Here is a 21,883-nt window from a genome sequence, read left to right on the forward strand (position 1 = left end):
TATATCATCCGCTGGATCCTCACGGAAGATTTCCTGCATTTAATGCCCGTTCCGATGCCTTACATTACCCCTTGATCGCACCCACTGTTAAGCCACTTGTAAAATACTTCTGTGCAAATGGATAGAGTAAAACAACAGGTCCTATGGCCACAACAGTTGTAGCCATACGAAGTGAATTCTGAGGAATATCCCCCATTGATATTCCGGTGCTGCGCGCCATCTCACGCATGGAATCCACACTTCTAAGCATTCGCATCAAAAGATATTGCAAAGGATAGTAATCTGATTTCTCGATATAAAGCATGGCATTAAACCACTGATTCCAATAATTGAGAGCATAAAACAGACTGATTGTTGCTATTCCCGGAACTGAAACCGGTAGAATGATCTTTGTAAGAATCTGTATATCATTTGCTCCATCTATATAGGCCGATTCTGCAAGTTCCGACGGAAGTGCTGCAAAAAAGTTCCTCATAAGGAACATGTTCCATGCCACAAAGGCAACAGGAAGCACAAGAACAATCGGATTATTCTTCATATTTAGAGTCTTACTTATCAAAAGATATGTTGGCACCAGTCCGCCACCGAACAACATAGTAAAGTAAACATAGAATGTAACTATATTGCGATATTTAACTTTTTTAAGTGATAATGGATACGCCATAGTAATTGTCAAAAACATTGATATCAGTGTTCCAATGACAGTAGTTCCTATAGTCACTGCGTATGCCTTAAAAATCTGCGAGTCTCCCAAAACCATACTGTATGCTTTAGTAGTAAAGTCCCTGGGAAAAATAGAGAAACCATATAATCCAAAATTCTTTTCTGTTTCAAAGCTGCTGCCAATGATGATTGCAAATGGATATAGACACATAACGCAAAATGCTGCTGCAATCACTCCAACACAAATGTCAAAGACTATATCATTTGATGTTTTCTTTTTATCCACTTTATGCCCCATAAATAACCTTCCCTCCTTAGAAAATTGCCGCATCCGGCTCAATTTTCTTAGTGATAGCATTTGTTACAAACACCATAACAAGTCCGACAATAGACTGGAAGAAGCTGGTTGCGGTACTCATGCCAAGATTGTTAAGCTCACGAAGTGCTCTGTAAACAAATGTATCTATAACATCGGTTGTGGCGTAAAGCTGAGAATTCTCGCCCACAATTGCATATATCATTCCGAAGTCACCATTAAAAATCTTGCCAATACTCATGAGTGTAAGCATAATAGCTGTTACTTTGAGCTGAGGAAGCGTGATCTTTAGGATTATCTGAAGTCTGCTTGCACCGTCGACTTTCGCCGCCTCATATATTTCTTTATCCAATCCTGTGATCACAGCGACATATACGATTGTTCCGTAGCCTACGCCCTGCCAAATCTTCAGCACTACCAGTATCAGCGGCCACCAAAGAGCATTGTTATAAAACTGAGGATCATTTCCGCCATGTTCTATGATCCAGTGTGTAAATCTACCGCTTCCCCCAATGATTCCCCCAAGGAACATTGCTACTACAGTCCATGAAACAAAATGAGGGAAAATAGCTATTGTCTGAACCACTCTGCTATATACTTTGTTTTTTATCTCTGCAAATATCAGGGCAAAGAAAATAGATAGAATTGTCCCTGTAACGATAAAAAGAACATTTAAGAATATTGTGTTAAAAAAGATTCTTCCCACACCTTTATAATGAAAAAGAAATTCGAAGTTCTTGAGTCCAACAAATGTACTGCCCCAAATTCCCTTTTTATAGCTGAAGTCCTTAAATGCTATCAGCACACCGTACATTGGCACGTAGCAAAAAACAGTAACCCATATAATAGTTGGAACCATCATCAGATACAGAACTTTATTTTTATGCAGCTCTGCAAAGATGCTTTTTACTTTATTCATCGTAACCCCCTTGTTACTTTTATTCCTTAAAGTAGTTATAGTGTAATCTTTTTGACATGGTAAAAACTATGTTCTAATATGATTATTAACTGACTTATTATGCAATTATTTGGAGATAAGAAATGATTTCGGTATCAATCTGCGGTTATGATTCTAATCACAAAAAGCCTTGCAATATCTCTTATAATCTGACTTCTGACGAATATTTAGCTCTTTTGGTCAAGACTGATGCCTGGTTTGAAATTGATGGTAAAAAGATCCAGACCAAACCCAATATGCTTATAATTTTTCCGCCAAAATCCCCTATCAAATATGGCAGGGATGAAGTTGGCTATAATGATGACTGGATTCACTTCAGGCTTGATAAAGAGGATCAGGAGTTCTTTGACGAGCTCTCTATCCCAACATCCAAGGTACTTTACCCCTATGATTTCAGAAGTCTGACTAATGTTGTAGAACTCATGTCCAAGTCTTTTCACAAAAATTCAGAATATACCGCTTCGTTGACCAACCACTACATGCATCTTTTTTTGTTGCTGGTAAAAGAGCAGTTTTCAACAGTTCCGACTGAGCGAGCACCAAAGCTTTATTTAGAGCTTTCACAGATCAGAACTGCCATTTATAATTCCCCTGCCAATAACTGGTCGATCAATGCTCTGGCTGATGAACTTTATATAAGTGTTTCTCATTTCCAACACTTGTATAAAGAGTTTTTTGATACCTCCTGCCAAAAGGATATAATATCGGCGCGTCTGCGCTCGGCTCAGTATTACCTGACCACTACTGACCTTAGCATAAAAGAAATTGCAGATATATGCGGTTATGAAAATGACCTGCATTTCATGAGGCAGTTTAAAAAATTTATTGGTCAGACTCCTACAGATTATCGAAATAGCAATTGGAGATAGATTTACCACATTACAAATTCAGATCCTGCAAGTTTATAAAGCGCTTCAATATAGAAATAATCTGCATACACCATGGTCTCATGGTGTTTCTTATTGTGGTATGAAGCGGAACAGTTCTTTACGATTGCTTCACAGTCCCTGCTGTAATCTGCTCTTTTTTCTGCTATGGTTTTAATGATCTTAAATGCAGTATCTAAGTATTTCTTTTTCTTTTTTTCATCTTCAATTTGTTCAGATAAGTCAATAAGTCCGCCGGCAATTATACAGGCTCCGCATGAATCCTCATATGCAGGTTCTTTTGGCTGGTCAAAGTCTACCGGTATGATTCCACTATCATCAATTCTTGTAAGGCAGTAATCAGCAATCCTTTCTGCAGTCTTTAAATATGCTTTATCTCCTGAATTTCTGTAAGCACTGGTAAACCCATACAGTCCCCATCCCTGGCCTCTTGTCCAGGAACTTCCGTGTGCATACCCCTGACCGCAATAACTCTTTATTCTTTTTCCTGTTTCCGGATCGAACTCTACAATATGACATACTGAACCGTTTTCTCTTACAAAACTGTTCATGACGGTAGTAGCGTGAGCTTTTGCTATGTGGGCATATCTTGGGTCTTTTGTCTCTCTGCTTGCCCAGAACAGGAGTGATATGTTAAACATACAGTCTACAATAGCCCATCCTCTGGTATCGCAATCATCAAGGTCATTCCATGCCCTTATGAATCCTCCTTTTTCGTTGAATCTTCCGGCCAAAAGACTTGCCGCATGAAGAGCTGTTCTTCTTGCTTTGGCATCATCAGTTATCCTGTAGTCCGCCACTGCGCTTGGAATAAACATAAATCCCACATCATGATGGAGCCCATAGAACATGTTAAATGCCGGCCTTAGCATTTCTTCCTGAATTATTGCATATTCCCGATATTTGGGATTTTCGGTGTCACGATAAATGAGCCATAGTATTCCTGCCCAAAATCCGTTAGTCCACCAATTAATTCCGTCATCTATCCTGAATTTTTTCTCCGAATCCGCTCTGTTATCGTAAACACCTTTTTCGTCTGTTGTATAAGGAAGCTTATACTTGTTGTTGTCGGAAACCCATTCAATCTTTTCCTTTACTTTGATAAGTTCCTTCTCCGCCCATTCTCTATACTTCTCGTTCATATTTTTTCCTCATTTAATATAATTCACATCGATAAATCTTTTACTTCAAAATAATCAAAATCAGCATTAAGACCAAAGCCTGTCAGATCCTGAGTGCATATTCCTATCATTGCTCCTGTAAACCAACCTTGATTACATGCTTCGTCCGATAAAAAGCTTGCATCAACAGGTGGTGCAATCCGGTTTGTGATACAGGAGCTTTTGTCCGGATCTCCCACGCTGTACTCAAATATCGCCTCAGTACCATTGATAGTAAGTTTTAATCTGACTGGCTCCTTCTCAGGTATCGGGATATAATCACTTAAATACCCAGCTTTCTTATTCTCGTATTTTAGTAGTGTTATGCATTTACCAATGTCCTCATCATGCGTGATATGGAGATAAAGATAATTCTCTGTATCATACATAAAAATAAGTCCCGCCATCTGCTTAAAGACTTTTGGTTCATACTCAACACAAGTTTTTATCTCCATGTTGTAAGAAGTCATTCTTCTTGCTATAAGGCTTTGGGAAAACTGCGATGATAGCCCGCTTCTGCCAAACAACCTTAAATACCCCGGTCTTTCTGATAAAGAAAGATACCTTTCATCCATAGGAATCCTAAGAGACTGATAATCAGGGTTTAAAACTAGGTTATCAAAGTCGTCTTTCTCAAATATCCTCTTATTATCACCTACGGAAATCTCCTCATTTTTTTTACTGCTTTCATCAATTCTTTTCTCAAAGGTTGGCTCAAACACTTTTTCCTGAGGAACAGTAGTAACTCTTTCATCTTTTTCGCTATAAAGATATGGCCAGTCATTCTCCCATATTACTTTTTGTATAGCAGTCTCTCTTCCTAACATATATCTTCTTGAGTTTTTAAATCGCTCTACTGTTTCCGGATTTCTTTTATCACTTGGTCTTCCACACAGATGAACCATGTACCATTCGCCTTCCTGAGTTTCTACCATGTCACAATGGCCTGCCTTTTGAAGAAGAATATCCGGATTATGCCTTGATGTCATGATTGAATAGGCTTCGCCCTTTTCCCATTTTTCAGGCTTGTCTTTTTTCATCTCATACGGTCCTCGGATATTTCTGGAACGAAGAATTGACTGTCCATGCAATTCTCCCGTCCCGGTGTCTGCACAAAAGAGATAGTACCATCCGTTTCTTTTAAAAATATGCGGTCCTTCTAAAAAGATATCTGATGCTTTAAAAATATCTTTTGCCTCACCGATCATGCGCTGCGCTTTGGAATCATATTCCTGCAGAACAATTCTTCCAGCATACTTTTTTGGCACTCTGTGGTCAGTAACCATCGACACCATGTACTTTTTCCCATCATCATCATGAAAAAGAGATGGATCAAAGCCAAAGTTATTAAGCGGTACCGGTTCACTCCAGGGGCCATGTATGTCTGTGGCCGTAACCAGAAAATTTTCCGTATCATACATGTTGCAGTAGAATGAACGCACTATTGTGTAGACTAAGTAAAATATTCCATTTTCATATGTAAGGCAGGGCGCCCATATACCCTGTGATGGACCAACTCCTCTTAGATCAAGTTGGCTCACACGATTTAATGGGTACTCTATTAATTCCCAGTTCTTTAAATCTTTCGAGTGATGAAGCCTGACACCGGGCCACCATTCAAATGTTGAAGTCGCAATATAATATTCGTCTCCAACTCTTATGATTGAGGGATCCGGGTGAAAGCCCTTTAGTATAGGATTACTGATCATGATTTTCTCCCTTGAACTTCTGTATCTACTACTCTATATAAACCGCCAAAGATTCTGTATATAATCATCTGCCGGTTTACTAACTTTTTCTGCTATTTATTATTTCACCATTGGAAACCGGTTTGCGTTATAATAGTTTCATAAACTTCGAAAGGACGCACACATCATGAAACAGCTAAAACCTATTACTAACAAACTTTTATGGATTTTTGCATTGGGGCAGTTTGGATGGAGTCTTTTATCTGGAATCGTATCTAACTGGATGGTGTACTACTACACCGGAAGTCCCGATGCCCAAAATCCAAACACCGGCCTCTTTGCATCAGGCATAACACAGGAACCAATTCTATTTAAGCTTACTTTATTTGGTCTTGTCCTTGCTGCGGGAAGAATATTTGACGCCATAACAGATCCTCTGATTGCAGGATGGTCCGACAGATGCTCCAACAAAAAAGGCCGTCGAATCCCATTCTTACGCGCAATGGCAATTCCATTTTCGCTTTGCACAATTGGACTTTTTGCACTTCCTCAGACATCAGTAATTGCAGCTAACGACGTTTCTCTTTTTGTTCTGCTCATGGTCTTTTACCTCTTCATGACCATGTTCTGCACTCCATACAACGCTCTTATTGCAGAGCTCGGTGATACACAGCAGCACAGGATCAACGTTTCAACTTATATTTCATTTACTTTTATCGTTGGTCAGAGTATTTCGTTCCTGCTTCCAAACCTTGCAGGAGCGCTTACAGGGATAGCCGGACAAAAGGGTGCTATCCGTCTGTCAGTTGCTATCATGTCTGCAATTGCATGTATCGCAATGCTCATCCCTGCATTTTATATTAATGAAAAAGACTATATCGACAGCACACCAAGCGATACCAAGCCATTTAAATCTCTTGCCCAGACCTTTTCAAATGTTCAGTTCCGTCACTTCGTATATAGCGATGTTATCTATTTCTTTGCGCTGACTCTTTTCCAGACAGGTCTTGCCTTCTATGAGACCAAGCTTATGGAGATTGAGGATACCTGGACCTTTGTTTTAACTGCTACTATGACAGCCATAAGTGTTATGCTCTATCCTCTGGTAAACCTTCTTGCCAAGAAGATTGGTAAAAAGACACTTATCATCATCGGATTTTTCGCATACTGCTGCGTTTTTGCTATCACAGTATTCTGCGGAAAAGGTCTTCATTGGGGATTCATCATCGCTGTAACAGCAGCTGTACCAATGGCTATCCTTGGAATTCTCCCTCAGGCATGCGTTGCTGATGTGGCAGAGCTTACAAGACTTGAAACAGGCGAAGACAGAAGCGGCATGTTCTTTGCTGCCAGAACTTTTGCTTTCAAGATGGGACAGGCCCTTGCAATGGTAATCTTCACATCAGTTACTGTTTCACAGACCAAACAGAGCTACCGTTTGACAGCACTTGTTGCATTTATCTGCTGCTTTATCGGAGCCTGCATCTTCTTTACTTTTAATGAAAAACAGATTCTTGGAAAGATAAAAGAACTTAAAGGAAGCGATGAGATCTGATCAAATCAGTTGAGAATTTATAAAATAAAAAAATCAAGCGAAATATTTCTAACTGAAAAAGCTGCTCAGTGAGTAGAACACTGGGCAGCTTTTTCATGTTATGAGGAGTTTATTTAGAACTTAACAACTTCAGGCTCGCTAGTGAATGAGCTGAATGTTGCAGTTGCATTCTTAAGATAGAATACTTCTGTGTTTCCATCATCTGCTTTGTACATGTTCTGAAGTGATGGGTAAGCATCAAGAAGTGACTGACGAGCTTCAACTCTGTCATCCTCTACAAGCTCACCTGCTACACGAAGCCATTCTCCGCCTTTGAAAGCACAAATCTCAACCTTAGGATTAGCATGGATCTGCTTTGACACATCCTTTACTTTTCCTGTCTGAATGTAAAGCTTTCCTTCAAAAATGTGAGCTGTTCCAAAAGGTCTTACTCTTGGCTGATCTCCCTCTACTGTAGCAAGATAATATGTTCCTGCGTCTTTAAGAAACTGTGCAACTCTCTCCATCTTTTTCATCTCCTTTATAAAAAATGTAGCAATCATGGTTATGTTTTATATAATTATATTGCGTGCAATCCCGAAAGGCAACACCTTATTTTCTCATTTGCCACTCGCAAGAAAGTATAGTTTTTAGCTGGTCTTTAATAAATATTGGGATCTGCTCTGCTAGCTCATCCCAGGGCATGTAGTCTGTTTCAGGAATTGAAACTTCCTCAAATTCCATTGATGGTTCAAATGAAAAATTCTCTTTTATGTACTTAACAACCTTCTCATTCTCTTCATCCGTTATATGAATATCCTTAAGATATCTTTCCGGCGCATCCAGTCCATGAATGCCCGCAAGCCTTCCGCAACTCTCAAAAAGCTCGGTATATAAATACATGAGCTTTGGACTACACAGCATTGCATGCTTTCCCGGCTGAGAATACATGATCAGCCTGCTGCCTTTAGGATAAACTACCTCCGCACAGTTACCTCTTTTTACAAAAAGTTCCTCACCAGGCGTATCCCTTTTATTAAATAAAGTAAGTTCCGGAACTATCGCATTTAAAAATCGTCCATGGTAGCTCCCTTCAGCCCCAACAATATTTCCCGCTTTATCAAGATATATCCAGATATGTTCAAGGTCATATAAATGCTGAATATCATAATCAAGATAATATGCATACTCAATTACCTTGACTGCTCCTTTAAAGTTTTCAAAATCAAAGCTCCTGTTAAATGACTTACTCTTTGTCCCGTTCTCAGTATATATTTCATAACCAACCTTCTTTATCTTAATTGGCTCTTTCTTATCCATGTAGATTATGGGAGCATAGTCTACTATTATGCTCATAATTTCAGTTCCTCCTTATAATATGAACTGTATATACTCATCTTAATCTTATGTTGCATGAGGCATTAACAATTATTTCATTCTGCAATTTTAAGGTAACTACTTACGCAATAAAGTGTCTGTCCATTATATTCAACCCTTGACCAGCCGTAATCATTATTAATTCCCGTTCTAAGCGCAGTTTCTCCTTCTGATAATGTAGCAATAACCTGCGAATCTTCATCCGTTACACTTGGCTTATTACGAAGATTTACAATGTCCTTAGCTGTAACAGTTTCATTGCAATCGGTAAATTTAGTCTTAAAGCCTGATACTTCCTGAGTTTGCTGCGTTTCTTGTTTGGGCGCACTAAGATCAGTAGTCAGGTAACTTGAAACTGCATAGTATGTCTTTTCATTGTAGACAACTCTTGACCAGCCACTTGAACTTACACCAGTTCTTTGCGCAGTCTGACCGTTTTCCAGGGTTACCATAACTGTACTGTCACTTCCCTGACTAGGCTTATCACGAAGATTTGTACTGTTTTTGGCTGTAACAGTTTCATTTACCTGATCAAAATTCATTAGGGCTTCAACATCTGCTGAAACGGTTTCTCTTTCAGATGTATCTTTTGCCGTCTCTGTTCCATTATAACCAAAATATGCCACATCCACATCTACCCTGCCACTAATTCCCGGTACCGTTCCATTACTTGTGTACTGCCACATAGCGCACTGTCCGTCATAATCCGGTCCATTTGCAATATTGCTGACATCCTGATCATACCAGGCCATCCATATTTTGTATTTTTGCTGAATTTGCGAAGTGTTCCACTTTGAATCTCCAATTAGTTCACTCTGTGAGGCGTAAAAAATAGGTGTATACCCGGCATTGTATATCTCATTCAAAAAAGCCATTGCTATATTGCTTCTCTCATCTTTAGAAAGATTTACTTGCCTGCTTGTATCATTTTCAAAGCCTTCACAGTTAAAACCTACAGGATATGTTATAGGATATTTAGCTATAAAGTTTGTTACCCAGTCTGCCTCTTCTATTGCCTCTTCACTATTCACTGCGGTTGAAAAGAAATAAACTCCAATCTTTATACCGTTCTTTTCCGCCTCCTGCATATTGTACTTTGCATTAGTATCCTCGATAATTTCACCTGTTTTGGGATTCCTATAACCAACTCTTATCATAGCAAAATCAATACCACTTCCTGCAACCTGCTCCCAGCTAATGGTTCCCTGAAACCTGGACACATCTATTCCATATGTGACGTTTGTATTTTCTCCAACGTTACTTGCACTAACAATCTCAGTTATATCAATTTCTGATCCGCTTGTAGTTCCGGTAAAACCTTCAGGATCTATGTCATTAGAATTATTATCTATCGATATATCAGAAGCTGCTTCTGAGCTGTCTTCCTCACTTTCATCTTCTATGTCTGATTTTTCATATAAGGCTGTGCTGACAACATTTTCTTCCTGCATATTGTCAGTGCTTCTAACCTCTTCAAAAATATCCCCCTCTTCATCCAAATTCGGTTTTTCAGTAGTTTTCTTCCACGAAAACAAAGCTATAATTCCGGTTACAATAAGTAGCAGCACTATTGCCCCACCTATTGCAATTCTCATTACTCCCCCATTATCATTTCTAAAGCTATTATCATAATTCCTTTTCATACACATTCCCCGCAAGCTATAATCTTCAAGTCTGTTAAATCAATAACGCCAATTCTTTTTCCCCAACATATAAATCCATCAGAGTCTGCGCCTGCAAACCCTGATGGATTAAATTAACAATTTCTATATTCGGCTTTTATACGCCAACTATTATCAAAGCTGTGGGCCGGCAGCTACAAGAGCCTTACCAGCATCATTGCCTGTGTACTTAACGAAGTTCTTCTGGAATCTTGCAGCAAGATCCTTAGCCTTCTCTTCCCACTCAGAAGCGTTAGCATATGTATCTCTAGGATCAAGAATTGCAGGATCAACTCCAGGAAGAGATGTAGGTACTTCGAAATCGAAGTAAGGAATCTTCTTTGTCTCAGCCTTAAGAACATCTCCGTTAAGGATTGCATCGATGATTCCACGAGTATCCTTAATAGAAATTCTCTTGCCTGTTCCGTTCCAACCTGTGTTTACAAGATAAGCCTTAGCTCCACTCTTCTCCATCTTCTTAACAAGTTCCTGAGCGTACTTTGTAGGATGAAGCTCAAGGAATGCCTGTCCAAAGCAAGCTGAGAATGTAGGTGTAGGCTCTGTGATTCCTCTCTCTGTTCCTGCAAGCTTAGCTGTGAAGCCTGAAAGGAAGTAGTACTGTGTCTGCTCAGGTGTAAGGATTGATACAGGAGGAAGTACTCCGAAAGCATCTGCTGAAAGGAAGATTACGTTCTCAGCATCAGGACCAGCTGAAACCTTGTTTACCTTCTGAGCAATCTTATCGATGAACTCGATAGGATATGATACACGAGTATTCTCTGTAACGCTCTTATCGTCAAAATCAATCTTGCCGTTAGCATCTACTGTTACGTTCTCAAGAAGAGCATTTCTCTTGATTGCATTGTAGATATCAGGCTCAGACTCTTTATCAAGACCGATAACCTTAGCATAGCAACCACCTTCAAGGTTGAATACGCCGTTGTCATCCCAGCCGTGCTCGTCATCACCGATGAGGAGTCTCTTAGGATCTGTTGAAAGTGTTGTCTTACCTGTTCCTGAAAGACCAAAGAAGATAGCTGTGTGCTTACCTTCCATATCTGTGTTGGCTGAGCAGTGCATAGAAGCCATGCCCTGAAGTGGAAGGAAGTAGTTCTGCATTGAGAACAGACCTTTCTTCATCTCTCCGCCGTACCATGTATTAAGGATAACCTGCTCTTTGCTTGTTACGTTGAAAAGAACTGCTGTCTCAGAGTTAAGACCGAGTTCCTTGTAGTTTGTAACTTTAGCCTTAGAAGCATTGTAAACAACGAAATCAGGCTTGAAATTAGCCTGCTCTTCCTCTGTAGGACGGATGAACATGTTCTTAACAAAGTGAGCCTGCCAAGCTACTTCCATAATGAAACGAACTGCAAGACGTGTGTCTTTGTTAGCTCCGCAGAAACCATCTACTACATAAAGCTTCTTGTTCGAAAGCTCTTCTACAGCAAGCTTTTTGCATGCGTCCCAAGCTGCCTGTGATGCTCTGTGGTTATCATTAGGATACTCCTCAGATGTCCACCATACTGTGTCCTTAGACTTCTCGTCTTCTACGATGAACTTATCTTTAGGAGAACGGCCTGTATAAATACCTGTCATTACGTTTACGGCACCAAGCTCTGTTTCCTGGCCTTTGTCAAATCCCTCAAGACTTGGATCAGTCTCATCAGCAAAGAGCTGCTCGTATGATGGATTGTAAACGACTTCTTTTACTCCTGTGATGCCATACTGGCTTAAATCGATGTTTGCCATTTTGCTATCCTCTTTTCTTTAAATATTTGTTTTTCCGGATAAATCGTTTAAATAATCTGATAATCCGTAGTTACACACTAAAAATATCGGAAAATTACGCCCGATACTACTTTTATACTACAAAGTCAAAGTTTTAACAAGTTTTTTAATGCAAAATATCTATAAAATTACTGTAAATAATTGTCGATCTCGAAGCATAAAACAGAATGTGGTTTAAGTTTAAACTTCTCACCATTTGACAGTTCTTTTGCCACGTTGCTCCACATCTCAACCGACATGTATTTCTTCCTTGCTGACAGACCCAGATCCTTGAACTTCAGCTTAATCTTCTGTTCATTTTCACTGATGTTGAAAAGAGCTATGTAAAGCCTTTCATCCTTGGTTACACTTCTCCAGATAATGCAGTCATCTTTTCTCATGATCTGTCTGGCTTTTCTGCCATTTTTCTGCATATTCAGAATTCTATCGTTGGTTAAAAGACTGTTTGTAAAATCATCGTTATCCCTAAGTTCTCCACCAAACATCAGTGGTGATCTGAACATACACCACAAAGTCATAAGAATCTTTTGTTCATCCTGTGTGAAATGACTGAAATGTCCTTTCTCAGCGCCTTCATGATTGCATACACACACGTGTCCCAAAGGAAGCATATCGCAATCGGGCCAATGATCTTTACAACCAATACCCTGCCATGCGTAGCATCTTTCAAACATTCCATAAAGGTGTTCCCACTTATCCCAGAAGTCATCTGTCATGCGCCACATGTTGGCATTATTCAGCAAAAAGTCTTTTTGCTCAACCTTAGCAGGTCCCGGTGAAAGGCTAAGAACAATTTTCCTTCCACAATTTGCAATAGCATTTTTTATCAACTCGATTTCTGAAAAAGCTGCTCCCGGTGCCTCCGGTGCGTAATCGACTCTTGCTATGTCATCAACTTTCACATAGTCTATGCCCCAATCTGCATACATCTTGAAGATCGAATCGTAGTACTCCTGAGCACCTTTTGCCTTGGCATCAACGCCGTACATATCTGTGTTCCACATGCAAACACTTGAGGCATGCGCTATGTCTCTGGCTGTTGCATCCGTTCCCATGAGTTTCGTGTTTCTATGAACTGCCTGTCTGGGGATTCCTCTCATAATGTGAATTCCAAACTTAAGCCCCATATCATGAATCTGATCAGCTATTGGACCAAATCCCTTTCCGTCTTTTGCTGACGGAAATCTGTTAACAGCAGGAATAAGCCTTGAATACTCATCCATTTCAAGCTCTGTAAACTTGTGATAATAATGAGAATCAGCTGTTGGCTCATACCACTGAATATCACAGATCACATACTCCCATCCATGGTCTTTTAAATGCTCTGCCATATATCTGGCATTACCTAAAAGCTGCTCCTCATTTACACTTGCTCCGTAACAATCCCAGCTGTTCCACCCCATAGGCGGTCTCTTTGCTACATATTCCCTTTCTCCCATATAACCTCCTCAAGTCTTACATTGTATATGAATTTTTATTGTATTATTTCAATAGAGCCTGATAAATATCTCTTTTGCCGACACCCCTGTCAGCTGCTACCTTCTTCATTGCATCTTTATGAGGTACACCCATATCCTCATAGTACTTCATATGATCCTCTATGCTCATTTCCTGCCAGGAAAGTCTCTTTTCCTCGTCCTGTTCCTTTAAGCTCTTGCCCTCAATCACCAGAACATACTCACCTCGCGGTTCATTTTTTTCATAAAAAGAAATTGCATCTTCTATTGTAGTTGGTGTTACCTCTTCAAACTTCTTGGTAAGCTCCCTGCAAATTGATATTCTTCTGTTTCCAAGATTTTCATAAAGGTCATTTAAGACCGCCTTTAGGTGATGCGGAGCCTCATAAACTATCATCGTCCTTGACTCATTCTGCAAATCTTCGAGAATTCTTTTTCTTGCTTTCTTATCATCAATCGGTGGCAAAAAACCTTCAAAACAAAAACGTCTTGTACTAAGCCCTGATAAAGTCAGTGCGGTAATACATGCTGCCGGTCCCGGAAGAGACGTAACTGTTATTCCTGCTTTGTGACATTCTGCCACCAAAACCTCACCCGGATCAGAAATGGCAGGTGTCCCGGCATCTGTTATAAGCGCAACATTTGTCCCCTCAAGCATCTTCTCAATAAGCCATTTTGCCTTATCAAACTTATTGTACTCGTGATAACTTGTCATTTCTGTATGTATGTCAAAATGATTGAGCAGTTTAATGCTGTTTCTCGTATCCTCTGCCGCAATCAGATCAACACTCTTTAGTGTTTCCAATACCCTGAATGTCATATCAGCCAGATTGCCGATTGGGGTTGCACATAAATATAACTTTCCCTGCATATTATTACCTATCTATTATTATTCAGTTCTTTTTATCCAAATAGTATTCTGAAATCTTTATTTCGTTTTAGTCAAAAACCGTATATGTCATAAATCTCTTTTGTATATTTGTTTTGAGATTCATATATTATAAGCGGAGGTTCAACTGTAATTCTCGACTTTCCACCGCGGGCACCTTCGATAAGCACCATGCTTGGCTCTTTATCTATAAAAGGATAAACAAGTCTCATTCTCTTTGGCTCAAGCTTATAACGGTTCATAACCACCATTATCTCAGCAAGTCTGAATGGCCTATGTACCATATAGAATTTGCCCCCTGGTCTAAGACATCTTGCTGCTGCCTTAACCACATCCTCAAGATCACAGAGTACCTCGTGTCTTGCTATCGCCTTGGGTCCTTCAGGATTTTGCAGTCCATGGCCACCTATCATGTAAGGCGGATTACTCGTTACAACGTCAAAAGAGGCAGCTTCGAATAAATCGCCTGCCTCCTTAATGTCTCCACTAATTATCTTAACTCTTTCTCCAAGGTCATTAAGAATCACACTGCGATTAGCCATATCTGCGCTTTCGGGCTGGATTTCAAGGCCAATAAGTTCCTTAGCTCTTGTTTTAGCAGCCATAAGTATAGGTATTATACCGGTTCCTGTTCCCAGATCAAGGAGCCTTCCTCCATCCGGCGCTGTCGCAAATCCGGATAAAAGAACCGCATCCATGCCAAAGCAGAATCTCTCCGGATCCTGAATGATTCTATAACCATTTCTCTGCAGATCGTCCAGTCTTTCTCCGGGCTTTAAATCAATTGTCCCCAAGTTTTGACTTTCCTTCCTGTTTCTCAATCTTCTCAAGTTTCTCAAGCTCTTTCATCTCTTCATCTTCCTGAGAATTCTTTTTATTGTTCTGATTCTTTTTCTTTGGTTTTTTCTTGATTGACTCTATATCATCAAGCTTGTACTCGTGAACTTCCTTCTCATCATCAACATCTACCAGAATCTTGAGAGTCTGCCTGAGGATATTCACACTTGAAACCTCACCTTCAAGTCCATCCTTGGTCTTGCATATGTCACCGACTCCGGGCATCTTTCTGTTAAGCTCCTCATATACGTCCTCTTCGTTCTTAAGACAACACATGAGTCTTCCGCATACCCCGGAAATCTTGGTGGGATTAAGCGATAAGCTCTGCTCCTTAGCCATTTTAATAGAAACCGGAACAAAGTCTGACAAATATGAATGGCAGCAAAGCGGCCTGCCACAGATTCCATATCCGCCGATTATCTTGGTCTCATCCCTTACACCGATCTGCCTAAGCTCAATTCTTGTCTTAAACACTGCCGCAAGATCTTTTACCAGCTCTCTAAAGTCAATTCGGCCATCAGCTGTAAAGTAAAAAAGTATCTTGTTATTATCAAATGTGTACTCAGCATCAATAAGCTTCATCTCAAGATTATGCTTTTTGATCTTTTCAAGGCAAACTTTAAACGCTTCTCTTTCTTTTTCCCTGTTCGCCTTTTCCTGCTCATCATCCTTGGTACTTGCTGTTCTGAGTACAGGCTTTAAAGGCTTAACAACCTCGTCATCCTCAACTTCTCTCGGCTCTCCTACTACAGTACCGTACTCCACTCCTCGTGCAGTCTCAACAATTACGTGGTCGCCCTTTTTAATAACATATTTTCCTGGTGAAAAGAAATATATCTTTCCGGCTGTTCTAAACCTTACGCCGATTACTTTGGTCATAAATTCTCCTTAACAGCAAGGAGCATCAGCTCCAATGCAAGATCTATATTAACATTAGAATTGATCCTGTTTTTGGCTTTCTCCAAATCATGGATCATCTCATCAATTTGTGTGTAAGAACACTTTTCAGTAACACTTCTAATATACGATAATTTGTCAGAGAAAATCAAGTGATCCACATTTTCTGTGGACTTGTAAACAAGCATATCTCTGAACAAAAAAATCATTACATCCATAAAGTCTTCAAGAGCAGCTGTATCTATGCCTTTTTTACTGGTTTTTTCACTCTCTTCATCCGGGGAAAGAATTTCATGAAGTCTGTCCATGATATCATGTGTTTCTAAAGCCTTGAGCTTGGACACAAGCTCGATTGTACTGTTTTTGAGATTATCAAACTTCTCATTAGAAGCCAGCTCCAAAGCTTTTCCAACATTGCCCCTGGCAAAAGAAGCGCAAAGCATAGCTTTATAATCCACCACATGATAATTTTCCATAAGATACTTCTTTATGGAATCATCCTTGGCGGGCTTCATGGGGAGTACTATGCATCTGCTTATTATCGTGGGAAGAAAGGCATTCAGGTTATTGGTCAGAATAATAATAACCACATATGACGGCGGCTCTTCCAAAGTCTTTAAAAGAGCATTCTGAGCAGCCGGTGTCATTTTCTCGCCTTCTGGAATTATATAAATCTTATACTTACTTTCATAAGGTCTTATTACAACATCATCTCTTATCCCATGTCTAATATCATCTACACCTATACTGGCAGGTTTTTCATGGGTGAGTGTAATAATATCCGGATGATTTAAGCTAAGAGCCTTCACACATGAAGGACACTCATTGCAGCTTTCTATCATCCCTTCTTTTTCATGCCTGCTCTCGCACTGCAGCGCTTTCGCAAAAACTCTGGCTATAAACTCTTTTCCTGAGCCGTTTTCTCCTGATATTATATATGCATGAGATACTTTTTCTGTTAAGAGCGCATTCTGCATGTGCTCTTTCATCTGAACTTGATCTATAATATCGGAAAAATCCGCCATCTTTACTCCCTCAGGTAAAAATATCCAACAAAAGCCCCTCTATCTGCCCTATCTTAGCCAGAATACCAATGTTGTCTTTTTCGTCTTTGACAAGTTCTCTTGCGAGCTCATCAAGCTCATCATCTACCTGTCTTATTATTCCGTACACACGATGTCTCCCTTTTCTATCGAGAAAATTTTCTCTTGAAAAGACATGTGATCTTGTTACCACTTCATTAAAAAAATCTTTTATAAGCACTCTATAACGCTGCATATCCTTGATGTCATTGCGCTTGCCAATTTTCTGTCCCTGCTGGACAATATCCTGCATCATGAGATTAAGTCGCTCTGCAAGATTTGTATCTTCAAGCTTACTTGTCAGAACAAACTTAAAATCTCCTGAAGCTTCCTGGACCGGTTCCTGTCCCTGAATCTCATTTGGCTTTAGAATATTATTTATTCTAATATCCATACCTTGACCTCACTGGTAAAGCCGTTATAGTTACAATAATATTTTATCCTATTTTCTGAGTAATGTATTCTGTAATTTCACTAATACATGTCTCTAAGTTGTCATTATTTGTAAATCTCTTGGTTATTCCTGCCGCTACTATCTTCTCTTCACTAAAATCTTCTTCATCTGCAAGGAAACGTCTGCACATCTCATCATATTTTGGATGTTCCTGCTTATTCTCACGATGCATCGCCCTTTCAAGCCGAACTTTTGCATCAACATCAATAAGAACCGGCTCCACGTTTTCTTTTCCAAAATAGTCTCTGATATAGCAATAGGATTCTAAAGTACCAATTACAAGATAATTTCCGTTCTGAAGATTTATCTGCCCATCATCAACAGTAAAATATCTCCACTCACCGTACTTGGTGTGATAAGTTCTTTCTTCGATAATCCTGCCATCTTCTCTAAGTTTCAGATATTCATTTTCATCTTTAAAAAAGTACTGTACACCGTCTTTTTCCCCATCTCGCATGGGTCTGGTTGTATAAGGCACGACTTTTTCAAGTCCAAGTTTCTCATTAACTATTAGTTCTTTGTAAATCGTATCCTTCCCCGAGGTGCTCTTTCCCATCAAAAGAAATATCTTTCCCATTAGCTTAATTAAAGCTCCTCTACACGAATCATGTTTGTTCTTCCCGGAATTCCAAGCGGAACTCCTGCCGTAAGAACAACCTTATCTCCTGCTTTCAAATATCCGGCATTTTTAGCTGCATTAATAGCCTCTTTAAACAACTCGTCTGCAGTATCTTCCTGTCTGATATGAAGTGGTGTTACACCCCACATAAGATTTGCCTGTCTGCAAACTGTTGGGTTAATAGTGCATGCGATGATCTGGCAATTAGGCTTATATCTTGAAACCATGGCTGCTGTAAATCCTGACATTGTGACTGTAAGGATTGCGTCTGCATCAACCTCTGCTGCTATATTACATGTAGCATGTGAAATAGCATTAGTAACATCAGATGGCGCATAGTCTCTCTTGCGAAGCCTTCCTACATAATCTATATCAGCTTCTGTTCGCTCTGCAATTCTGGCCATTGTCTTAACAGCTTCTACAGGATAATCTCCGGATGCTGTCTCACCGGAAAGCATGATTGCTGTTGTACCGTCATAAATGGCATTTGCTACGTCAGTAACCTCAGCACGGGTTGGACGTGGATGATGAATCATTGAATCAAGCATCTGAGTCGCTGTAATAACATATTTTCCCTTTGATTCAGCGAGCTTGATCATCTCTTTCTGAATAACAGGTACATCTTCAAACGGAACCTCAACACCCATATCACCACGGGCTACCATGATTCCGTCAGCTGTATCAAGTATCTCCTCAAGATTCTTAATACCCTGTGTGCTCTCAATCTTGGCAATGATCTTCATATTGCTGTTTTTAGCCTTTAAAATCTCACGAATTGCCATGACATCGTCAGATGTACGTACAAATGATGCTGCTACGAAGTCAAATCCCTGCTCACATCCAAATTCGATGTCTCCTCTGTCCTGCTCGCTAAGATATGGCATTGTAAGAACAGCCCCGGGAACATTAACGCCTTTTTTATCTGAAACAGGTCCACCGTTAACAACTGTACATACAATATCAGTCTCTGTAACTTCCTCTACTTTTAACTCAATAAGACCATCATCAATAAGAATTGTCATTCCCTTATGGCAATCATTTGTAAGTTCTTTATATGTAATAGCAACCTCTGACTCGGTTCCCATAACGTCACGGGAAGTAAGCGTAAATTTCTGGCCGGCGGTTAACTCTACCTTACCTTTTTCAAAGTCTTTTAATCTGATTTCCGGTCCCTTTGTATCAAGCATTACAGCTACCGGTAAACCAAGCTCATCTCTGAGTTTTTTTATTCTGTCATATTTTCTCTTATGTTCCTCATGTGAGCCATGTGAAAAATTAAAGCGGGCAACATTCATTCCTGCCAGCATAATCTCACGAAGTTTATCCTCATTCTCACTTGCAGGTCCAATTGTACAAATTATTTTTGTCTTACGCATAAAAATCCTTTCTTTCTTTCAATTCCCTGAACATTAAGCCCTTGATCAAGGTAAGCTTTAATGCTCTCAATTATTTCTCTTGTATAAACCTCACCGGGTGCAATGATTGGTATTCCCGGTGGATATAGATTTACAAATTCTGCTGCAATCCTATTTTCAGCCTCATCGAATAGGACAATTTCTTTTTCTTTGTCCCATGCTTCACATATATTCATTTTCTTTTTAGGTAAAATAACGACTTTGTTGGAAACTTTAGACTCAATCGTCATTGATAGTCTCTTATCAATTTCTATCAGAGCATTGATAAAACGCCTAATCCCATCTTCCGTATCCCAACCTGTTATGATTGCCAAAGCAGTCTTTTCTCCGGCCATTTCCAGCTGAAGATGATACTCCTCACGAAGTATATCATATAACTGCTCTCCTGTCATTGTGCTATCTTGGACAGAAACTAGTACTTTTGACGGATCATCTATTACATTTTTGCCAATTACTTTAAGTAACTTGCACTTCGCCGTTTCTCTTTGAATTTTGTTCCTATAATTTAGAAGCTTATCTATAAACTGAGTACTATTTTCTTCAATCTCTTTCATTGCAAGATCTATTGAAGACATTAGAACATAAGATGGACTACTGGTTTGATATATTCTCAAAAAACGTTTTAATCTGCTTTTATCTACCAGATTACCTGAAACATGAATCAATGCTGTTTGTGTCATTGATGGAAGTGTCTTATGAACACTATGGATAACAATATCTGCTCCCTGAGTAATCGCATTTTCAGGAACAGAAAAATATTCTTCAGGTGATGATTCATTATATGATCTATAATCTGCCTTAATTCCGGGATTTACCGAAAAGTTTTCAGCCTGAACATCACTACTGTTTTCTTTGTTATCATATGAACTTTTCTGATTCTTTTTACCAAATCCAAAATGTGCCCCATGAGCTGCATCTACAATGAGCGGAATACCTCGTTTATGACATACATTAGCGATCCCACGTACATCCGAGCACTTACCTTCATATGTTGGTGAAGTAATAAAAACTGCTTCTACACTATCATCTAAATTCAGCTCAATATCCTGTGCTGAAAAGCTATCCGGAATATTAATCCCATCAATTTGCTTATACGGAAGATATTTAACATTAAGATTTCTAAGATATACTGCATGATAAAATGACTTGTGACTCCCTCTTGCCGCAAGAACAGTCCCTCTTGGGGATACAGTTGCCGAAACAGCAGATAAGACTCCGCCTGTACTTCCATTTACAAGAAAATAAGTCTGCTCCGAACCGTAAAGTTTATTTGCCCGTTCTTCAGCCTCAAGAATAATTCCATTTTCATCATGAAGATTGTCAAATCCATCTATTTCTGTTATATCACAGCGAAAAGCACCCTTCATCGGGGTGCTTATCTCATTTCTTTTATGACCCGGCATATGCAATGGGTACATATCACTTTCTGCCAAGTTTATAAGCTCCTGGTACAGATCAGGCATAATTAACTCTAATTTTTCCCTTTCGTAGCTTAAGCGTTTCAAGTGTTGACGCATATTTATCAGCAAGACAAACAATCCATGCTTCTCTGCATCTTGGCGGATTAATTGTCAATGGCCACATATGCTTAACTATTATATCCTTTTCTCTCTCTGAGAGCGAAAAATCTCTTGTAGCATTTCTCAATGCTATTCCCGGATGATAAAATCCATGAAGTTTAGGATGTATATTGCCGGGAGCATCCTGAATATGCCAGTCATACAAAAAATAATCATGAAGTAGTGCGCCTCGAACAAGCTCTCTTTCTCTTCCATTGATAGAAAGCTTTCTGTTGAGCTTAATTGCACACAAAGCTACATGAATACTATGTTCATAAACAGTTACATTTCCATGCTGAATAAACTCTTTCAGCCTTGCATACTGCTCTGAACAAAGTATTTCTTCTCCATGTTTTTTTAGGATCTCTCTATATTCTTCACTACTTTCAAGCTCATTCAATATTTCCGGATCAAAGGTATCCGGATTATAGTCCTTAATATTGAGGACTGTCTTGATTATTTTTTTATCTTCTTTCGATAGTCTCATTCTTATACCATTTTCACAAAACCTGAAATCTATTACTTTTTGCATCAACTTGTTTTATGATATCACGAATATATACAGAAAAGTATAAAAAATAAAAAAACTCAGTAAACAAATCGTTTACTGAGAGTAAAAAAAAGATGCCTAGAGTCGGAATC

At 39.4% G+C, this 21,883-nt stretch carries 20 protein-coding genes; 2 read left to right on the top strand and 18 right to left on the bottom strand.

What is annotated here, in order from left to right:
• Nucleotides 1–64: 64 nt before the first annotated feature.
• Entirely contained in the window at nucleotides 65–961 is an 897-nt protein-coding gene (locus tag J6O61_RS18450; protein ID WP_292215776.1) for a carbohydrate ABC transporter permease, read from the bottom strand.
• A 16-nt stretch (nucleotides 962–977) separates the two neighbouring features.
• Nucleotides 978–1,898 carry an ABC transporter permease gene (locus tag J6O61_RS18455; RefSeq protein ID WP_292215777.1) on the bottom strand — a complete coding sequence of 307 codons (921 nt, stop codon included), beginning with the start codon at nucleotides 1,896–1,898 and terminating at the stop codon, nucleotides 978–980.
• A 122-nt stretch (nucleotides 1,899–2,020) separates the two neighbouring features.
• On the opposite strand from J6O61_RS18455, the gene J6O61_RS18460 reads away from it, so the two are divergent.
• Nucleotides 2,021–2,806 (top strand): AraC family transcriptional regulator, encoded by a 786-nt coding sequence (locus J6O61_RS18460; protein WP_292215778.1) that lies wholly within the window; start codon nucleotides 2,021–2,023, stop codon nucleotides 2,804–2,806.
• 2 nt (nucleotides 2,807–2,808) lie between these two features.
• Here the strand turns inward: J6O61_RS18460 and J6O61_RS18465 are convergent, their stop codons facing one another.
• Complete coding sequence (locus tag J6O61_RS18465; RefSeq protein ID WP_292215779.1) at nucleotides 2,809–3,966, bottom strand: glycoside hydrolase family 88 protein; 1,158 nt, start codon at nucleotides 3,964–3,966, stop codon at nucleotides 2,809–2,811.
• 23 nt (nucleotides 3,967–3,989) lie between these two features.
• Nucleotides 3,990–5,693: a glycoside hydrolase family 43 protein gene (locus J6O61_RS18470; RefSeq protein WP_292215780.1), complete on the bottom strand. Its 1,704-nt coding sequence runs from the start codon at nucleotides 5,691–5,693 to the stop codon at nucleotides 3,990–3,992.
• Between the two features lie 166 nt (nucleotides 5,694–5,859).
• Between J6O61_RS18470 and J6O61_RS18475 the strand changes: the two genes are divergently transcribed.
• Nucleotides 5,860–7,227: an MFS transporter gene (locus J6O61_RS18475; protein WP_292215781.1), complete on the top strand. Its 1,368-nt coding sequence runs from the start codon at nucleotides 5,860–5,862 to the stop codon at nucleotides 7,225–7,227.
• A 113-nt stretch (nucleotides 7,228–7,340) separates the two neighbouring features.
• Here J6O61_RS18475 and J6O61_RS18480 read toward each other — a convergent pair whose 3' ends face one another.
• The 14 genes from J6O61_RS18480 to J6O61_RS18545 all read right to left on the bottom strand — a co-directional run bounded on the left by J6O61_RS18480 (nucleotide 7,341) and on the right by J6O61_RS18545 (nucleotide 21,728).
• Complete coding sequence (locus J6O61_RS18480; protein ID WP_292197288.1) at nucleotides 7,341–7,733, bottom strand: pyridoxamine 5'-phosphate oxidase family protein; 393 nt, start codon at nucleotides 7,731–7,733, stop codon at nucleotides 7,341–7,343.
• An 85-nt stretch (nucleotides 7,734–7,818) separates the two neighbouring features.
• The gene (locus J6O61_RS18485; protein ID WP_292215782.1) at nucleotides 7,819–8,562 is read right to left on the bottom strand and encodes a hypothetical protein; all 744 of its coding nucleotides are present in this window, start codon (nucleotides 8,560–8,562) and stop codon (nucleotides 7,819–7,821) included.
• Between the two features lie 77 nt (nucleotides 8,563–8,639).
• Nucleotides 8,640–10,226: a GH25 family lysozyme gene (locus tag J6O61_RS18490; RefSeq protein WP_292215783.1), complete on the bottom strand. Its 1,587-nt coding sequence runs from the start codon at nucleotides 10,224–10,226 to the stop codon at nucleotides 8,640–8,642.
• Between the two features lie 153 nt (nucleotides 10,227–10,379).
• On the bottom strand, nucleotides 10,380–11,993 hold the full coding sequence (gene pckA / locus J6O61_RS18495) for a phosphoenolpyruvate carboxykinase (ATP) (RefSeq protein WP_292215784.1): 1,614 nt from the start codon (nucleotides 11,991–11,993) through the stop codon (nucleotides 10,380–10,382).
• A 167-nt stretch (nucleotides 11,994–12,160) separates the two neighbouring features.
• Nucleotides 12,161–13,471, bottom strand: coding sequence for a glycoside hydrolase family 27 protein (locus tag J6O61_RS18500; protein ID WP_292215785.1), 1,311 nt, complete (start codon nucleotides 13,469–13,471; stop codon nucleotides 12,161–12,163).
• 43 nt (nucleotides 13,472–13,514) lie between these two features.
• Nucleotides 13,515–14,360 carry a 16S rRNA (cytidine(1402)-2'-O)-methyltransferase gene (gene rsmI, locus J6O61_RS18505; protein WP_292215786.1) on the bottom strand — a complete coding sequence of 282 codons (846 nt, stop codon included), beginning with the start codon at nucleotides 14,358–14,360 and terminating at the stop codon, nucleotides 13,515–13,517.
• Between the two features lie 71 nt (nucleotides 14,361–14,431).
• A complete protein-coding gene (locus tag J6O61_RS18510) occupies nucleotides 14,432–15,076 on the bottom strand; it encodes a tRNA1(Val) (adenine(37)-N6)-methyltransferase (protein ID WP_442861716.1) in 645 nt (214 codons plus the stop codon).
• Nucleotides 15,077–15,158: 82 nt separating this feature from the next.
• Nucleotides 15,159–16,094, bottom strand: a complete 936-nt coding sequence (locus tag J6O61_RS18515; RefSeq protein WP_292215787.1) for a PSP1 domain-containing protein — start codon at nucleotides 16,092–16,094, stop codon at nucleotides 15,159–15,161.
• A complete protein-coding gene (locus J6O61_RS18520) occupies nucleotides 16,091–17,137 on the bottom strand; it encodes a DNA polymerase III subunit (protein ID WP_292215788.1) in 1,047 nt (348 codons plus the stop codon). Before J6O61_RS18520 ends, J6O61_RS18515 begins: the two co-directional genes overlap by 4 nt.
• 10 nt (nucleotides 17,138–17,147) lie before the next feature.
• A complete protein-coding gene (locus J6O61_RS18525; protein WP_292215789.1) occupies nucleotides 17,148–17,588 on the bottom strand; it encodes a YaaR family protein in 441 nt (146 codons plus the stop codon).
• A gap of 43 nt (nucleotides 17,589–17,631) precedes the next feature.
• Complete coding sequence (locus J6O61_RS18530) at nucleotides 17,632–18,225, bottom strand: guanylate kinase (protein ID WP_292215790.1); 594 nt, start codon at nucleotides 18,223–18,225, stop codon at nucleotides 17,632–17,634.
• A gap of 8 nt (nucleotides 18,226–18,233) precedes the next feature.
• Entirely contained in the window at nucleotides 18,234–19,643 is a 1,410-nt protein-coding gene (pyk, locus tag J6O61_RS18535) for a pyruvate kinase (RefSeq protein WP_292215791.1), read from the bottom strand.
• The gene (locus J6O61_RS18540; protein WP_292215792.1) at nucleotides 19,625–21,115 is read right to left on the bottom strand and encodes an aminotransferase class I/II-fold pyridoxal phosphate-dependent enzyme; all 1,491 of its coding nucleotides are present in this window, start codon (nucleotides 21,113–21,115) and stop codon (nucleotides 19,625–19,627) included. Before J6O61_RS18540 ends, pyk begins: the two co-directional genes overlap by 19 nt.
• Nucleotides 21,116–21,137: 22 nt before the next feature.
• Entirely contained in the window at nucleotides 21,138–21,728 is a 591-nt protein-coding gene (locus J6O61_RS18545) for an HD domain-containing protein (RefSeq protein WP_292215793.1), read from the bottom strand.
• Nucleotides 21,729–21,883: the final 155 nt, after the last annotated feature.

The organism is Butyrivibrio sp. (assembly GCF_017635265.1).
Taxonomy (GTDB): domain Bacteria; phylum Bacillota; class Clostridia; order Lachnospirales; family Lachnospiraceae; genus Butyrivibrio.

Coding starts and splice junctions, on each gene's coding strand:
- J6O61_RS18450 (WP_292215776.1), bottom strand. CDS start 961: ATGGGGCATAAAGTGGATAAAAAGAAAACATCAAATGATATAGTCTTT.
- J6O61_RS18455 (WP_292215777.1), bottom strand. CDS start 1,898: ATGAATAAAGTAAAAAGCATCTTTGCAGAGCTGCATAAAAATAAAGTT.
- J6O61_RS18460 (WP_292215778.1), top strand. CDS start 2,021: ATGATTTCGGTATCAATCTGCGGTTATGATTCTAATCACAAAAAGCCT.
- J6O61_RS18465 (WP_292215779.1), bottom strand. CDS start 3,966: ATGAACGAGAAGTATAGAGAATGGGCGGAGAAGGAACTTATCAAAGTA.
- J6O61_RS18470 (WP_292215780.1), bottom strand. CDS start 5,693: ATGATCAGTAATCCTATACTAAAGGGCTTTCACCCGGATCCCTCAATC.
- J6O61_RS18475 (WP_292215781.1), top strand. CDS start 5,860: ATGAAACAGCTAAAACCTATTACTAACAAACTTTTATGGATTTTTGCA.
- J6O61_RS18480 (WP_292197288.1), bottom strand. CDS start 7,733: ATGGAGAGAGTTGCACAGTTTCTTAAAGACGCAGGAACATATTATCTT.
- J6O61_RS18485 (WP_292215782.1), bottom strand. CDS start 8,562: ATGAGCATAATAGTAGACTATGCTCCCATAATCTACATGGATAAGAAA.
- J6O61_RS18490 (WP_292215783.1), bottom strand. CDS start 10,226: ATGAAAAGGAATTATGATAATAGCTTTAGAAATGATAATGGGGGAGTA.
- pckA (WP_292215784.1), bottom strand. CDS start 11,993: ATGGCAAACATCGATTTAAGCCAGTATGGCATCACAGGAGTAAAAGAA.
- J6O61_RS18500 (WP_292215785.1), bottom strand. CDS start 13,471: ATGGGAGAAAGGGAATATGTAGCAAAGAGACCGCCTATGGGGTGGAAC.
- rsmI (WP_292215786.1), bottom strand. CDS start 14,360: ATGCAGGGAAAGTTATATTTATGTGCAACCCCAATCGGCAATCTGGCT.
- J6O61_RS18510 (WP_442861716.1), bottom strand. CDS start 15,076: ATGGATGCGGTTCTTTTATCCGGATTTGCGACAGCGCCGGATGGAGGA.
- J6O61_RS18515 (WP_292215787.1), bottom strand. CDS start 16,094: ATGACCAAAGTAATCGGCGTAAGGTTTAGAACAGCCGGAAAGATATAT.
- J6O61_RS18520 (WP_292215788.1), bottom strand. CDS start 17,137: ATGGCGGATTTTTCCGATATTATAGATCAAGTTCAGATGAAAGAGCAC.
- J6O61_RS18525 (WP_292215789.1), bottom strand. CDS start 17,588: ATGGATATTAGAATAAATAATATTCTAAAGCCAAATGAGATTCAGGGA.
- J6O61_RS18530 (WP_292215790.1), bottom strand. CDS start 18,225: ATGGGAAAGATATTTCTTTTGATGGGAAAGAGCACCTCGGGGAAGGAT.
- pyk (WP_292215791.1), bottom strand. CDS start 19,643: ATGCGTAAGACAAAAATAATTTGTACAATTGGACCTGCAAGTGAGAAT.
- J6O61_RS18545 (WP_292215793.1), bottom strand. CDS start 21,728: ATGAGACTATCGAAAGAAGATAAAAAAATAATCAAGACAGTCCTCAAT.